The organism is Micrococcus sp. H39-S4 (assembly GCF_027158145.1).
Classification (GTDB): Bacteria; Actinomycetota; Actinomycetes; order Actinomycetales; family Micrococcaceae; genus Micrococcus; species Micrococcus luteus.
The window spans coordinates 237,636-252,102 of sequence record NZ_JAPVLT010000004.1; the positions used below are offsets into that span (position 1 = coordinate 237,636).

The window sequence follows — 14,467 nt, forward strand, 5'->3', positions numbered from 1 at the left end:
TCCGCCATGACCGACCAGCCCACCCCGACCCCCGACGCCTGGGGCTTCTCCACCGCGCAGGTCCACGCGGGCGTCGCCGTCGGCCAGCACGCCTTCGGTGCGACCGCCCTGCCGATCTTCCAGACCACCTCGTACGACTTCCCGTCCGCCCAGGTGGCCGCGGACCGGTTCGCGCTCAAGGACCTCGACCCGCTCTACACCCGCATCGGCAACCCGACGCAGGGCCCGGTGGAGGAGAAGATCGCCGCGCTCGAGGGCGGTGTGGGCGCGCTGCTGCTGGCCTCCGGTCAGGCGGCGACGACGTTCGCGATCCTCAACCTCGCCGGCGCCGGCGACCACGTGGTCGCCTCGGCCAGCCTCTACGGCGGCACGCAGAACCTGTTCAAGCACACCCTCGCCAAGGTCGGCGTCGAGACGACGTTCGTGACCGACCCGGACGACCTCGAGTCCTGGCGCGCCGCCGTGAAGCCGAACACCAAGGCGTTCTTCGGCGAGACCCTCGGCAACCCGCGCGGGGACGTCCTGGACGTGCGCGCCGTCGCCGACGCCGCCCACGAGGCCGGCGTGCCGCTGATCGTGGACAACACGCTGGCCACCCCGTACCTGCTGCGACCGATCGAGCACGGCGCGGACGTCGTCACCCACTCCGCCACGAAGTACCTCGGCGGGCACGCCGCGGCCATCGCGGGCGTGATCGTCGACGCCGGCACGTTCGACTACGCGCAGCACGCCGAGCGGTTCCCCGGCTTCAACGAGCCGGACGAGTCCTACCACGGCCTCGTGTACGCGCGGGACCTCGGGGTGGGCTCGCCGCTCGGCGCCAACCTGGCCTTCATCCTCAAGGCGCGCGTGCAGCTGCTGCGCGACTACGGCTCGGCCATCTCCCCGTTCAACGCCTTCCTGGTGAACCTCGGCCTGGAGACCCTGTCCCTGCGCATGGAGCGGCAGGTGGCCAACGCGGCCGCGGTGGCGCGCTGGCTGGAGGGCCGCGACGACGTCGAGCACGTGGTCTACGCCGGCCTGGAGTCCAGCCCGTGGCACGAGCGGGCCCAGCGCTACCTGCCGAAGGGCGCGGGCGCGTTCGTCTCCTTCGAGATCGCGGGCGGCCGCGAGGCCGGGGCCGCGTTCGTGGACGGGCTCACCCTGCACCACCACGTGGCCAACATCGGTGACGTCCGCTCGCTCGTGGTGCACCCGGCCTCGACCACCCACTCCCAGCTCACCGACGACGAGCAGCGCGCCGCCGGCGTCACCCCCGGTCTGGTGCGGCTCTCACTCGGAGTGGAGGACGTCGAGGACATCCTCGCCGACCTCGAGCGCGGCTTCGCGGCCGCCGCCCGCCGCGGCGACGACGACGCGGGGGAGCGGGCATGACCGCCGTCGCCACGCGTCCGTCGCGCACCGCGCTGCCCCGCGGCGGCCGCCACCGCCTGCGGGTCGGCGAGCTGCGCACCGAGACCGGCGGGCTGCTGCCCGACGTCGAGCTGGCCTACGAGACCTGGGGCACCCTCGCCGCCGACGGCTCCAACGCCGTGCTCGTGCTGCACGCCCTCACCGGCGACGCGCACGTGGCCGCGCACGAGGAGGACCCGACGCCGGGCTGGTGGGACGCCCTCGTCGGCCCGGGCCGCGCCGTGGACACGGACCGGTGGTTCGTGGTCGCCCCCGCCATGATCGGCGGCTGCCACGGCTCCACCGGGCCCTCGACGCCCGCCCCCGACGGGCGGCCCTGGGGCTCCCGGTTCCCGTTCCTCACGCTGCGGGACGCGGTCGAGGCCGAGCGGCGCCTGGCCGACCACCTCGGGATCGGCGCCTGGCGCGCCGTGATCGGCGGATCGATGGGCGGGGCCCGCGCCCTCGAGTGGGCCGCGACCCACCCCGCGCGCGTCGCCGGGGTGGGTGTGCTGGCCGCCACCGCGGCCTCCTCCGCCGACCAGATCGCGTGGGGGCAGGCCCAGACCGCGGCCATCCGCCTCGACCCGGACTTCCAGGGCGGCGACTACTACCCCGGCCCCGGCCCCGTGGCCGGCCTGGGCATCGCCCGGCGCATCGCCCACACCACCTACCGCACGGCGGGAGAGCTCGGCCAGCGGTTCGGCCGGGAACCGCAGGGCGTCGAGGACCCGTTCGGCGCCGTCGTCGGGGTGCCGGGCGGGCGCGGGCGCTACGCCGTGGAGTCCTACCTGGACCACCAGGCGGCCAAGCTCACCGACCGGTTCGACGCGAACTCCTACCTCGTGGTCACCGAGGCCCTCATGGGCCACGACGTCGGGCGCGGGCGCGGCGGCGTGGCGGCGGCGCTCGCGGACTACCGGGGCCGGGCGTTCGTGGCCGCCGTCGACTCGGACCGGCTCTACCTGCCGGCCGAGTCCGAGGCGCTCGCGGCGGCGCTGCCCGCGCGGCCGCCGGTGCACACGATCGCCTCGCCCATCGGCCACGACGGCTTCCTCACCGAATACGGCCAGGTGGCCGACACGCTCAAGCGCACCCTCGCCCTCTGAACTTTCGTTCGGGAAACGGCGGCGTGTCGCGGCACTTTCGTTCGAGAAACGGCCACCGGTCCCCGCCGGCCGGGCTCAGGGCTCGACGACGTCCAGCGGCTCGGTGTGGTCCGAGCCCCGCGGCATCGGCGCGCCGAAGAGCGGCTCGGGGACGGGGCGCTTGGCCGTGACGCCGTCGCCGGAGGAGACGCCGCGGATGCGGCGGACCACCCACGGCGCCAGGTGCGTGCGCACCCACGCCGCGTCCGACGCGCGGGCCTCGCGCCACGTGCGCGGCGCCGGCGGGGACAGGCGCAGGTGCTCGAGGCCGTGCTCCACGCCGAGGGTGTCCAGCACCATCGCGGCGATCGTGTGGTGCCCGAGCGCAGAGAAGTGCAGGCGGTCCTCGGCCCACATCTCCCGCCGGGCGAGGTCCTTGAGCGACCACATGTCCGGCACCAGCGCGTCGTGCCGCAGCGCGATGGTGCGCACGTTCTCGTTGTAGATCGCCACGGTGCCGCGGATGCGGCCGATGACGGGCGTGCCCTTCACGTCGGTCGCGTTGAACAGCAGCACGGTGGCGCCGTCGGAGGCCAGACGCTCGACGACGGCGTCCAGCCGGACCGCGATCTCGTCCGGGTCCGCGCCGCGCAGGATGTCGTTGCCGCCCGCGCACACGCTGATGAGGTCAGGCCGCAGGGCGAGCGCCGGCTCCACCTGGTCCTCGGCGATCTGGTCCAGCAGCTTCCCGCGGACCGCCAGGTTGGCGTAGGCCAGGTCCTCACCGGGCGGCGTCAGGCGGGCGAGCTCCCCCGCCAGGCGGTCGGCCCAGCCGCGGTGGTAGCCGGGGCGGTCCGGGTCCGGGTCGCCGATGCCCTCGGAGAACGAGTCCCCGATGGCGACGTAGCGGCGCCACGGATGGGCGGCGGGGTCGTCGACCGGGGTCGCGTCGGAGGCGTGCGGAGGCTGGGAGGAGGATGGGTTACCCACGGGTAGGATTCTGCCCGCGTCGCGCGGGAGGGGTCAACCTCCGGGTGGGGCCGACCGTGCCGCTCGCTAGGCTGGCGGACGTGAACGCGAACCCCACCCCCGCCGTCGAGCCCGTCGTCCGCTGGTCCCGCCCCGAGGGCGAGCGCACCGAGGACCTGCTGATCGTCCTGCACGGCTACGGCGCGAACGAGGACGACCTGTTCGGCCTCGTCCCGCACCTGCCCGAGCACGTGACGGTGGCCGCCGTGCGCGCGCCCCTGCCCCTGCAGCCGGGCTCCCACGCCTGGTTCCCGCTCTCCCAGGACCCGGTCACGGGCGAGCTGGGTTCCACCGCCGAGCCGGTCCGCGAGGCCGTCGAGGCCCTGCACGCCTGGGTGCAGGCCGTGCGCGGGGACTTCCGCATCGTCTCCCTGCTCGGCTTCTCGCAGGGCATGGCGATGGCCACGTCGCTGCTGCGCCTGGACCCGGAGGCCTACGCGTGCACCGTGGCGCTGTCCGGCTTCGTGGTGGACCCGGAGCTCACCGAGCCGCGGCTGCGTGAGCTGTTCACTCGCGACGACGACGTCGCCCGCGTCCGACCGAAGGTCTTCTGGGGCCGCGGCCAGGAGGACCCGATCATCTCCGAGCCCCGGGTCGAGGAGACCCATGCCTGGCTGAACGCCCACGTGGACCTCATGAAGATCGTCTACGCCGGACTCGGCCACGCGATCAACGAGCAGGAGCTGGGCCACGTGAAGGAGTATCTCGCCCACATGGTGCCGCCCCGCGGCTGACCCACCGGGCCTGTTCGACGACGGCGCCGCGGCCGCCCGCCGGTGCGTCGGCTCAGGCCTGCTCGGCCTGGACGACGAACGCCTCGCCGTTGAACTCCACGACGTCCCCGTCGTGCAGCTGGGCTCCGCGACGCGTCTCGACCGCGCCGTTGACGGTGACGAGACCGTCGGTGACGACGTCGCGGGCCATGGCGCCGTCCTCCACGAGGGAGGCGAGCTTGAGCGCCTGGCCGAGGCGGATGGATGCGTCACGGATGGGCAGGGGCTGGGCGTCGGGTGCGTTCGTCTCGGTCATGGTGTCCATCATGGCCGGTAGGCTGGACGGGATCGACCGGCGCGCCGCGCCGGAACGGGCCCGCCGCGTCGAAGGCGGCCGGGTGCCGTCGTCGTCGTGATCCCCTCCCGCCCCGCCGATGAGTACGGAAGTGATGCCCCCATGGCTGCCAAGTCCCCGCTGGACAACGTCATCAACCTCGCCAAGCGCCGAGGCTTCGTGTTCCAGGCCGGTGAGATCTACGGCGGTTCGCGCTCCGCGTGGGACTACGGGCCCCTGGGTGTGGAGCTGAAGGAGAACATCAAGGCCGAGTGGTGGAAGACCTTCGTGCGCTCCCGTGAGGACATGGTGGGCCTGGACTCCTCCATCATCCTGCCGCGCGCCGTGTGGGAGGCCTCCGGCCACGTCGAGACCTTCACCGACCCGCTCGTGGAGTGCACCCAGTGCCACAGGCGGCACCGCCAGGACCACCTGCTCGAGGCGTTCGAGGCCAAGAAGGGCCGGCCGGCCGAGGGCATGGCCGAGATCGTGTGCCCGGACTGCGGAACCAAGGGCGCCTGGACCGAGCCGCAGCTGTTCTCGGGCCTGGTCAAGACCTACCTCGGCCCCGTGGACAACGAGGAGGGCCTGCACTACATGCGCCCGGAGACGGCGCAGGGCATCTTCGTGAACTTCCTCAACGTGCTGGGCGCGGCCCGGAAGAAGCCGCCGTTCGGCATCGGCCAGATCGGCAAGGCGTTCCGCAACGAGATCACCCCGGGCAACTTCATCTTCCGCACCCGCGAGTTCGAGCAGATGGAGATCGAGTACTTCGTGCCGCCGGCCGAGGCGGGCCAGCACTTCGACCGCTGGGTCGAGGACTGCTGGGACTGGTTCATCGACCTCGGCATCGACCCCGCGAACCTGCGGAAGTTCGACGTCCCCGCGGACGAGCGGGCCCACTACTCGGACGCCACGATCGACCTCGAGTACGACTTCGGCTTCACCGGCGGCGACGGCTGGGGCGAGCTGATGGGCATCGCGAACCGCACCGACTACGACCTCGGCCGGCACACCGCGCACTCGGGCACGAAGATGCAGTACTTCGACCAGGCCAACAACGAGCACTACACCCCGTACGTGATCGAGCCGTCCTTCGGCCTGACCCGCGCCATGATGGCGTTCCTCGTGGACGCCTACGCCGAGGACGAGGCCCCGAACGCCAAGGGCGGCGTGGACGTGCGCACCGTGCTCAAGCTGGACCCGCGCCTGGCCCCGGTCAAGGCCGCCGTGCTCCCGCTGTCGAAGAAGCCCGAGCTGCAGCCGGCCACCCAGTCCCTCGCGGCGGAGCTGCGCACCCTCTGGAACATCGAGACGGACGACTCCGGCGCGATCGGCCGTCGCTACCGCCGCCAGGACGAGATCGGCACCCCGTTCTGCATCACCGTGGACTTCGACACCCTCGAGGACCAGGCCGTGACCATCCGCGAGCGGGACACCATGGCCCAGGAGCGCGTGGCGCTGTCCCAGGTGAAGTCCTACCTGCTGGAGCGCCTGGTCAAGTGAGCGGGGACGTGACGGGAACGGTCGGGGCTGCGGGGCACGACGACGGCGGCGCGCTGTTCGACTCCGCCGCGGTCGCCGGCGGGAAGATCGTGCTGCGTCCCTGGCGGCCCGGGGACGACCTGGCCCTGCTCGAGGTGTGGGGTGACCCAGCCAACGCGCAGCAGCACCAGGACCGGGCGATGCTCGCCGAGGACGCGGAACGGCCCTGGCGCCGCGCGCTCGTGGCCGAGGCCGCCGGTGTGCCGGTGGCGGCCGGCGTCGTCTACGCCTCGTCCGTGCACCCGCGGCGGCTGTGGCTGTACGTCGAGACCGCGGCCGCCGAGCGGCGCCGGGGCATCGGCCGGGCGCTCGTGGCGGCCCTGCGGGGGCTCGCCGTACAGGCGCACGCCGCCGGCGCCATCCCGACGACGGCCCTGAAGGCCCGGTTCGCCAGGGACGCCCTGGTGCCCGGCGTGGCCGGCGCCGACCCGCAGACCGAGGCCGACGGTGCCACGGGCCGCCCGCCCGTGGACACGGACGCCGTGCGGTCCCAGACCGCCGCCCTGGCCGCCGGCACCGAGGCGTTCCTCGTGGCCGAGGGCTTCACGCCCGTGCAGCGCTCCCGCCGCGTCGCGATCGCCCCGGGGGCCATCGGCCTGCCGGACGTGCGCGGGGAGGAGCACCCGGACGGCGTGGTCCTCGAGGAGGCCTCGACCGGCTCCGTCGAGCTGACGCAGGCGGTCACCGCGTTCTACGACGCCGTGCACGCGTGGGACCCGTCGACCCTGAGTGTCGGGGCCGCCCAGCAGCTGCTGCTGGGCCCGGCCACCGGGGCCGCGGGCGCCGTCGTGCTCCGCGACGCGCCGAAGGCCGAGGGCGGGCGCATCCGCGCGTTCGCGGTGTCCTACACGCCGGAGCGCCAGGACGCGCCGGCCGATGTGCTCGTGGGCTGGGACCCGGAGCTGGGGGAGGAGGACGCGCTGCAGGCCGTGGCCGACCTGCTCGCCCTGCTCGTGGCCCAGTACCCCGTGCAGATCGAGGTGGACGAGGCGATGGCCCCGCTGGAACGGATCGTGGACGGGCTCATCGGCGGCAACGCGGCGCGGACCCTGGTGGACACGTACGTGTTCGTGGACGACGCGCCGGGCGCGTGAACCGGGCGGCCGCAGCGGACCGCCGGCGCGCCCGCGCCCTGCGGGGCACCGTCCTCGCGGTGGCCCTGCTCAACGGCGCCTACCTGGTGGTCGAGATCATCCTGGCCCTGGGGATCGGCTCGGTGGCCCTCGTGGCGGACTCCGTCGACTTCTTCGAGGACTTCGCCGTCAACCTGCTGATCTTCGTGGCGCTGGGGTGGACGGCGGCCCGGCAGGCGGTCATCGGCAAGGTCATGGCCGGGGTCATCGTGCTGCCGGCCGTGGCGGCGCTCGTCATGGCGGCCACGAAGGTCGGGGACCCCGAGCCGCCGGCCGCGGGCGTGCTGCTGGGGGTGGCCGTCGGCTCGATCCTCGTGAACCTCGTGTGCGTGGCCCTGCTGTCCCGCGTCCGCACCGACGGCGGCTCCCTCACCCGGGCGGCGTGGCTCGCGGCGCGCAACGACCTCGTGGCCGGCGCCGTGCTGATCGCCCTGTCCGGGATCACCGTGCTGACGGCGTCGGGCTGGGCGGACATCATCGTGGGCGTGCTGCTCGTGCTGCTCAACGGCTCCGCCGCCAAGGAGATCTGGGAGGCCGCGACCGAGGAGCACCTGGCGGCCCGGGCCCTCGCCGGCGAGGTCGACGACGACTGAGCGGTTCCTACGGGGTGGCGGGCAGCCGGGCGGCCAGCACCGCCCCGACGACGGCCAGGCCCAGGAACACCGTCAGCGCCGGTGCCAGACCGACGGCGCCGGCCAGCGCCCCGACCGCCGGGCTGAGCCCGACCCCGGCCAGCCGCATGCACCAGCTCGTCACCGCCAGCCCGGTCTGCGGCTTGAGCCCGGGCGCCTCGTCGCCGAGGGCATAGGCCACGGGCACCACCACGGCGCAGCCGAGCCCCGCCAGGGCCAGCCCCGCGAACGCGGCAGGCACGGCCACCGACTCGGGCAGCGGCGCCAGGGCCAGCCCCAGCCCCACGACGACGGCGCCCAGCCCCGCCGTCAACGCCCCGCGTCGTCCCAGGGCGGCCAGGGTGCGGTCGCCCGCGAGGCGGCCGATGAACTGCGCGCCCAGCAGGGTCGACGCGCCGAGCACCGCCGCGGCCGGGTCCAGGCCGCGCTCGGTGATCAGGAACAGGGTGGCCCACGCGTTGCCGAACTCCTCCACGCCGAAGCCGGCCATCGCGATCACCACGGCGGGGACGAGCGCGGCCAGGGCGGCACGCGGCGGGAGCACCCCGCTGCGGGCCGGCGTCGGGCGCGCGGATGCCTCGTCGGACGCGTCATCGGTCGGCACCGGATCCGCGGGGTCCTCGGTCAGGAACAGGCGCCGGACCCCCAGCAGCACCGCGACGCACACGGCGCCGTTGAGCCCCAGGTGCAGGGCCGCGGGGCCGCCCACGGTGATGACCGCGGCGCCGAGCCCGGCGCCGGCGGCCGCTCCGAGGCTCCAGCCGGCGTGCATGGTCGTGAGCACGGGCCGGGCCAGCCGGGTCTGCACCTGCAGGCCCTGCGCGTTCTGGGCGGTGTCCACGACGGCGTCGAGCACGCCCGACGCCAGGACGAGGCCCGCGAAGACCCACAGCGGCCAGCCCGCGGCCGTGCCCGCACCGTGCCCGGCCCCCGCGCCCGCCCCGGCGATGTCGAGGACGAGACCGGCCGCCGTCGTCAGCAGGGCGATGGCCACGCTGCCGGCGAGCATGACGCGGCGGGCGCCGAACCGGCGCAGGATCGGCGCGGGCAGGGGCCCGGCGAGCGTGCCGCCCACGGCGAGCGCGATGACGAGCAGGCCGAAGGCGGCCGGGTCCAGTCCGAACGCGGCCTTCGCCTCCGGGTAGTGCGGGATGAGCGCGCCGAGCAGGGCGCCGTTCGTCGCGAAGGCGGCGGTGACGGCCCAGCGCGCGCGACGGGCTCGGGCGAAGCCGTCGTCGGCTGGGACGTGCGGCGCGGCCTGGCTCATGCATCCCAGCCGAGCAGGCGCCAGACCTCCGCCCAGCCGGCGAAGATCTTCGCGTTGTACTCGACCCCGAGCTGGTTGGGGTTGGCGAACAGGACCCAGTCGGCGGCGGCGACGGCGTCGTCGGCGGCGAGCTTCTCCGCGACCTCCTCGGCGGACCCGGCGTAGGTCGGGCCGGAGCGGGCGGCGCCGCCCTCGAGCATGCCGGAGGAGTCGCGCGAGGCCCGCTCCCGACCGAAGTACAGCTCGTCCTCCCGGTCCTGGATGACGAACGCGGAGCGCGTGACCGCCGTGCGGCCCGGACCGGCGTGGCCGGCCGCGGCGAAGGCCTCCCGGTAGCGGGCGATCTGGTCGGCCTGCTGGACGTGGAAGGGTCGGCCGTCGTCCTGCAGGAGCAGGGTGGAGGAGAGCATGTTGTAGCCGTCCCGCCCCGCCTCGACCGCCGACGGCGTGGACCCCGACCCCCACCAGATCCGGTCCGCGAGCCCGGGGGAGTGCGGCTCGATCCGCAGCGGCTGCGAGCTGTGCGCCCAGCCGGAGGTCAGGTCCGGCGCCGCGATCCCCTCACCGCGCACGGCCGAGAGGAAGCGGCGTCCGCGCTCGCGGGTCACGTCGGCCCAGGTCTGCCCCTCGGCGAGGGTGTAGCCGAACTGCGCCTGGCCGTCGAGGGCGGCCTCGGGTGAGCCGCGGGAGACGCCGAGCTCGAGCCGGCCGCCGGAGATGAGGTCCGTGGTGGCCGCGGCCTCGGCCATGTACAGGGGGTTCTCGTAGCGCAGGTCGATCACGCCGGTGCCGAGGCTGATCCGCTCGGTGCGGGCGGCCATCGCGGCGAGGATCGGGAACGGCGAGGAGAACATCCGCTGGAAGTGGTGGACGCGCAGCCAGGCGCCGTCGAGCCCGGCGTCCTCGGCGGCCACGGCCATGGCGACGACGTCGTCGAGGGCCTGCCGCGCGTCCGGTTCGGCGCCGGGACGGTGGATCCAGTGGCCGAAGTTGAGGAAGCCGAGGTGCTTGCGGGTCATGCCGGGTGCAACCGCGGGGCGGGCGGGGCTGTTCCCGGTGCTCGTCTGACCGCCGGCCGGCGACATCACCTGCGGGCAGACCCGCGGAGATGTCGCTGCGGAGCGGTCGATCGCCGCGGCGTCCGCCATACTGGCGGGCATGAGTGAGCAGTGGAGCGAGAAGGACATCGAGCTGGCGAACCGGCTCTTCGACATGGCGCGTGACGGGGACACGGCCCAGCTGAAGGCGTACCTGGACGCCGGGGTGAGCACGCGCCTGCGCAACCACGCGGGCGACTCCTTCCTCACCCTCGCCGCCTATCACGAGCACCCGGACACGGTGGCGATGCTGATCGAGGCCGGCGCCGAGATCGAGCACGCCAACGATCGCGGCCAGCGCGCCCTGACCTGCGCCACGTTCAAACGGGATGTCGCCTCAATGCGGCATCTGCTCGCGGCCGGTGCGGACCCGGACGCGGGCACCCCCTCGGCGCGTCAGACCGCTCAGATGTTCGCCGGTGCTGACCTGCTGGCGGTGCTCGACGGCGGGGACGCGGCGCCGGCGTCGGAGGCCTGACCCGCCGGGAGGACGGTCTGCCCGTCCCGGCGGGGTGCCTCTGCGATCGCCTCCCAGCGGGCCTCGTGGTGGGGCACGGTGACGCGGGTGCCGGGCGGAATGGAAGAATGGGGTCCGACATGACTTCTTCCCACACCCTCCCCGCCGCGGCGGTGACCGACGCCGACGACGTCGCCGACCTCCACGCCGCGCACTACGCCAAGTCCGCCGGCGCCGGTCGACGCATCACCGACGACGATCAGCTCCACGAGGCCCGCCACCCCGCCCCGACGACGGACCGCCTGGCCCTGCCCCCGCTGCGGCTGGGGCCGCTGACCATCGACGTCCCCGTGGTGCTCGCCCCCATGGCCGGCATCACCAACACCGCGTTCCGCCGCCTGTGCCGCGAGTACGGTGGCGGCCTCTACGTCAACGAGATGGTCACGGCCCGCGCGCTGGTCGAGCGGAAGCCCGAGTCGATGCGCATCATCCAGCACGACCCCGACGAGGTGCCCCGCTCCGTCCAGCTCTACTCCGTGGACCCGGTCACCACCGGCGCGGCGGTGCGGATGCTGGTCGAGGAGGACCGCTGCGACCACATCGACATGAACTTCGGCTGCCCCGTGCCGAAGGTGACCCGGCGCGGCGGCGGCTCGGCCCTGCCGTGGAAGTCGGAGCTGTTCGCCTCGATCGTCAAGGCGGCCGTCACCGAGGCCGCGAAGAGGGACATCCCGGTGACCGTGAAGATGCGTCGCGGCATCGATGAGGACCACCTGACCTTCCTCGACGCCGGCCGCACGGCCCGCGACCTCGGCGTCGCCGCCGTGGCCCTGCACGGCCGCACCACGCGCCAGTTCTACTCGGGCACCGCCGTGTGGGACGACATCGCCCGGCTGCGCGAGGCCCTGCCGGACATCCCCGTACTCGGCAACGGCGACATCTGGTCTGCGGAGGACGCCATCGCGATGGTCGAGCAGACCGGCGTGGACGGCGTCGTGATCGGCCGCGGCTGTCAGGGCCGGCCGTGGCTGTTCGGCGACCTGCAGGCCGCGTTCGAGGGCCGCCAGGACCGGTTCCAGCCGACGCTCGGCATGGTCGCGGACACGCTGTACCGCCACGCCGAGCTGCTCGTGGGCACCTTCGGCGGCGACGAGCTCAAGGCCCTGCGGGACATCCGCAAGCACGTGGCCTGGTACTTCAAGGGCTACCCCGTGGGCTCCGAGATCCGCACCGCCCTGTCCACCGTCCCGGACCTCGCCACGATGCGCGAGATCCTCGCCCGCGTGGACCGCGACCAGCCCTACCCGGGCGAGGCCGCCGAGGGCCCGCGCGGCCGCTCCGGCGCCCCCAAGCGCCCGCACCTGCCGGACGGCTGGCTCGACTCCCGCGAGCTCAATGCCGAGCAGCAGGCCATGATCCAGGCCGCCGAGCTGGACGTCTCCGGTGGCTGAGCCCACGACGCCGGTGCCCGCAGCCGGAACGCCCGCCGCGCCGTCGTCGCCCTGGACCGGCGCCGCCCACCAGCCGGTGCTGTTCGGCCCGGAAGGCCGGCCCCCGTATGCCGGCCGCGCCGTGCAGACCCCCGGCTACACGCCGTGGGACCGGGAGCGGTGGCTGCCCGAGCCGCCCAAGTCCTCCTACCGTTCGGACTTCGAGCGGGACCGTGCCCGCGTGCTGCACTCCGCGGGCCTGCGCCGGCTGGGGGCCAAGACCCAGGTGGTCGCCCCGGACGCGGACGACTTCGCCCGCACCCGCCTGACGCACTCGCTCGAGGTGGCCCAGGTGGGGCGTGAGCTCGGCCGGTCGCTGGGCTGCGACCCCGACCTCGTGGACACCGCCTGCCTGTCCCACGACCTCGGCCACCCGCCCTTCGGGCACAACGGGGAGAAGGCGCTCGACGCGCTCAGCGAGGACGTCGGCGGCTTCGAGGGCAACGCCCAGACCCTGCGCCTGCTGGCCCGCCTCGAGCAGAAGAAGCTCTTCGCGGACGGCTCCTCCGCGGGCCTGAACCTCACGCGCGCCGCCCTCGACGCCGCGTGCAAGTACCCGTGGACCCGTGAGGACGCCCCGCTGCGCCCCGACGGCACGCGTTCGCGCAAGTTCGGCGTCTACGAGGACGACCTGCCCGTGTTCCGCTGGTTCCGCGCCGGGGTGCCCGGCACGCGCACGTCCATGGAGGCGCAGGTCATGGACCTCGCGGACGACATCTCCTACTCCGTGCACGACGTCGAGGACGGCGTGGTCAACGCCGTGTTCCAGCTCAAGTGGCTGGCCATCCCGGAGCACCGGGAGCGCGTCGTGGAGACCACCCGCCAGTGGTACCTGCCGCACACGGACCCGGCCGAGGTCGACGCGGCCCTGGCCCGCCTCGAGGCCACCAACGTGTGGGTCTCCGAGATGGACGGCTCCCGGCGGGCGCTCGCGGCGATGAAGGACATGACGAGCCAGCTGATCGGCCGGTTCTGCAGCGCCGCCTTCGACGCCACGCGCCAGGTGTTCGGCAACGAGCCGCTCACCCGCCACGGGGCCGACGTCGTGGTGCCCGAGGAGACGGAGACCGAGATCGCCGTGATGAAGGGCATCGCGGCGGCCTACGTGATGACCGCCGAGCAGCGCCAGCCGCTCTACGCGCGGCAGCGCGAGGTGCTCGCGGAGCTCGTGGCGCTGCTGGAGGCCACGGGGGACCGGTACCTCGAGCCGATGTTCGCGTTCGACTGGGCGCAGGCCCCCGACGACGCCGCCCGGCGGCGCGTGGTGATCGACCAGATCGCCTCGCTCACCGATTCGACCGCCGTCGAGTGGCATCACACCCTGGTGCAGGGCGCGGAGTTCCGTCGCGTCTGGCTCTGACCGGCGGGTCCAGCAGCGCGGGAAGCACCGCGCCGGCGGGACCCCGCAGGACGTGCGTGACCGCGCCGCTCAGCTCGGTCTCCACCGGGTTGATCTCCACGACGGCGGCCCCGGCCCCCAGCGCCACGAACGGCAGGGACGCCGCCGGCTGGACGATGCCCGAGGTGCCGACCACCAGGCACAGGTCGCAGTCCTCGAGCGCGGCGAAGGCGCGGTCCCAGGGCTCGGCCGGCAGCATCTCCCCGAACCACACGATCCCCGGGCGGATCAGCCCGTCCCCGCACACGGTGCAGGCCGGCGGTGCCTCGCGGAGCATCGCCTCGAGGTCGGCCTCGGAGCCGGCCGTCGCCTCGTCCGCGGGCGCGCCCGGATCGACGTCGGCGGGGGCCCCGCAGTCGGCGCAGCGGTGCTCGAACAGGGACCCGTGCAGGTGCGCGAGGACCCGGGCGCCGGCGCGCTCGTGCAGGTCGTCCACGTTCTGGGTGACCACCTCCAGGCCGGGCGTGCGGCGCTGCCAGACGGCGACGGCGTCGTGCCCCGGATTCGGTTGGCGGGCCCGCACCATCCGGGCACGCCACCGGTACCAGGACCACACGAGCGCGGGATCCGCGAGGAATGCCTCCTCCGTGGCGAGCTCCTCCGCGGAGAACCGCTCCCACAGGCCGGTCTGGGCGTCGCGGAACGTGGGGATGCCGGACTCGGCGCTCATCCCCGCCCCGGAGAGCACCACGGGACGCTCGGCGGCGGCCACGAGCGCGCGGACGGCGTCCAGCACGTCAGGGTCGAGGTCGGGGGCGGAGGCGGCGAGGACGGGGTGCGGATCGGCCATGTCCCCAGCCTAGGCAGGCGGCACGGGTGGTCGCCCCCCTTCGTTTGGGGGCGGTTTGCGGCGTTATTCCGTCGGAATACCGCCGAATATCGCCCCCGAAC

General features: G+C 74.3%; 14 protein-coding genes. 9 read left to right on the forward strand and 5 right to left on the reverse strand.

The features are described from left to right. The first annotated feature begins 6 nt into the window (after nucleotides 1-6). Together O3T09_RS06160 and metX are read left to right on the forward strand one after the other, a co-directional pair. Nucleotides 7-1,374 (forward strand): bifunctional o-acetylhomoserine/o-acetylserine sulfhydrylase, encoded by a 1,368-nt coding sequence (locus O3T09_RS06160; RefSeq protein WP_101965802.1) that lies wholly within the window; start codon nucleotides 7-9, stop codon nucleotides 1,372-1,374. Then, complete coding sequence (metX, locus tag O3T09_RS06165) at nucleotides 1,371-2,501, forward strand: homoserine O-acetyltransferase MetX (RefSeq protein ID WP_101965803.1); 1,131 nt, start codon at nucleotides 1,371-1,373, stop codon at nucleotides 2,499-2,501. The genes O3T09_RS06160 and metX overlap by 4 nt, the downstream gene beginning before the upstream one ends. A gap of 75 nt (nucleotides 2,502-2,576) precedes the next feature. Here the strand turns inward: metX and O3T09_RS06170 are convergent, their stop codons facing one another. Then, nucleotides 2,577-3,470 carry an SGNH/GDSL hydrolase family protein gene (locus O3T09_RS06170; protein ID WP_060973781.1) on the reverse strand — a complete coding sequence of 298 codons (894 nt, stop codon included), beginning with the start codon at nucleotides 3,468-3,470 and terminating at the stop codon, nucleotides 2,577-2,579. A gap of 80 nt (nucleotides 3,471-3,550) precedes the next feature. On the opposite strand from O3T09_RS06170, the gene O3T09_RS06175 reads away from it, so the two are divergent. Continuing rightward, a complete protein-coding gene (locus O3T09_RS06175) occupies nucleotides 3,551-4,243 on the forward strand; it encodes an alpha/beta hydrolase (RefSeq protein WP_269295444.1) in 693 nt (230 codons plus the stop codon). A gap of 52 nt (nucleotides 4,244-4,295) precedes the next feature. Here O3T09_RS06175 and O3T09_RS06180 read toward each other — a convergent pair whose 3' ends face one another. Beyond that, entirely contained in the window at nucleotides 4,296-4,538 is a 243-nt protein-coding gene (locus O3T09_RS06180) for an RNA-binding S4 domain-containing protein (protein ID WP_002856244.1), read from the reverse strand. Between the two features lie 141 nt (nucleotides 4,539-4,679). On the opposite strand from O3T09_RS06180, the gene O3T09_RS06185 reads away from it, so the two are divergent. Genes O3T09_RS06185 through O3T09_RS06195 form a run of 3 tightly spaced genes read left to right on the forward strand, consistent with a single transcriptional unit; the run spans nucleotide 4,680 to nucleotide 7,827 of the window. After that, complete coding sequence (locus tag O3T09_RS06185) at nucleotides 4,680-6,062, forward strand: glycine--tRNA ligase (RefSeq protein ID WP_227449016.1); 1,383 nt, start codon at nucleotides 4,680-4,682, stop codon at nucleotides 6,060-6,062. Nucleotides 6,063-6,070: 8 nt separating this feature from the next. Next, nucleotides 6,071-7,195, forward strand: coding sequence for a GNAT family N-acetyltransferase (locus O3T09_RS06190; protein ID WP_260840817.1), 1,125 nt, complete (start codon nucleotides 6,071-6,073; stop codon nucleotides 7,193-7,195). Beyond that, on the forward strand, nucleotides 7,192-7,827 hold the full coding sequence (locus O3T09_RS06195; protein ID WP_020628397.1) for a cation transporter: 636 nt from the start codon (nucleotides 7,192-7,194) through the stop codon (nucleotides 7,825-7,827). The genes O3T09_RS06190 and O3T09_RS06195 overlap by 4 nt, the downstream gene beginning before the upstream one ends. A gap of 7 nt (nucleotides 7,828-7,834) precedes the next feature. Here O3T09_RS06195 and O3T09_RS06200 read toward each other — a convergent pair whose 3' ends face one another. Next, nucleotides 7,835-9,133, reverse strand: coding sequence for an MFS transporter (locus O3T09_RS06200; protein WP_144824878.1), 1,299 nt, complete (start codon nucleotides 9,131-9,133; stop codon nucleotides 7,835-7,837). After that, nucleotides 9,130-10,152 (reverse strand): LLM class flavin-dependent oxidoreductase, encoded by a 1,023-nt coding sequence (locus O3T09_RS06205; protein ID WP_044659687.1) that lies wholly within the window; start codon nucleotides 10,150-10,152, stop codon nucleotides 9,130-9,132. The genes O3T09_RS06200 and O3T09_RS06205 overlap by 4 nt, the downstream gene beginning before the upstream one ends. Before the next feature lie 139 nt (nucleotides 10,153-10,291). Between O3T09_RS06205 and O3T09_RS06210 the strand changes: the two genes are divergently transcribed. From O3T09_RS06210 to O3T09_RS06220, 3 genes are all read left to right on the forward strand, one after another. Next, nucleotides 10,292-10,708 (forward strand): ankyrin repeat domain-containing protein, encoded by a 417-nt coding sequence (locus tag O3T09_RS06210; protein ID WP_002856236.1) that lies wholly within the window; start codon nucleotides 10,292-10,294, stop codon nucleotides 10,706-10,708. Nucleotides 10,709-10,827: 119 nt separating this feature from the next. Then, entirely contained in the window at nucleotides 10,828-12,138 is a 1,311-nt protein-coding gene (gene dusB, locus O3T09_RS06215; RefSeq protein WP_002856235.1) for a tRNA dihydrouridine synthase DusB, read from the forward strand. Continuing rightward, on the forward strand, nucleotides 12,131-13,537 hold the full coding sequence (locus O3T09_RS06220) for a deoxyguanosinetriphosphate triphosphohydrolase (RefSeq protein WP_144819127.1): 1,407 nt from the start codon (nucleotides 12,131-12,133) through the stop codon (nucleotides 13,535-13,537). The genes dusB and O3T09_RS06220 overlap by 8 nt, the downstream gene beginning before the upstream one ends. Here the strand turns inward: O3T09_RS06220 and O3T09_RS06225 are convergent. Next, nucleotides 13,464-14,366, reverse strand: coding sequence for an SIR2 family NAD-dependent protein deacylase (locus tag O3T09_RS06225; protein WP_134416448.1), 903 nt, complete (start codon nucleotides 14,364-14,366; stop codon nucleotides 13,464-13,466). The two genes, O3T09_RS06220 and O3T09_RS06225, sit on opposite strands and share 74 nt — an antisense overlap. Nucleotides 14,367-14,467: the final 101 nt, after the last annotated feature.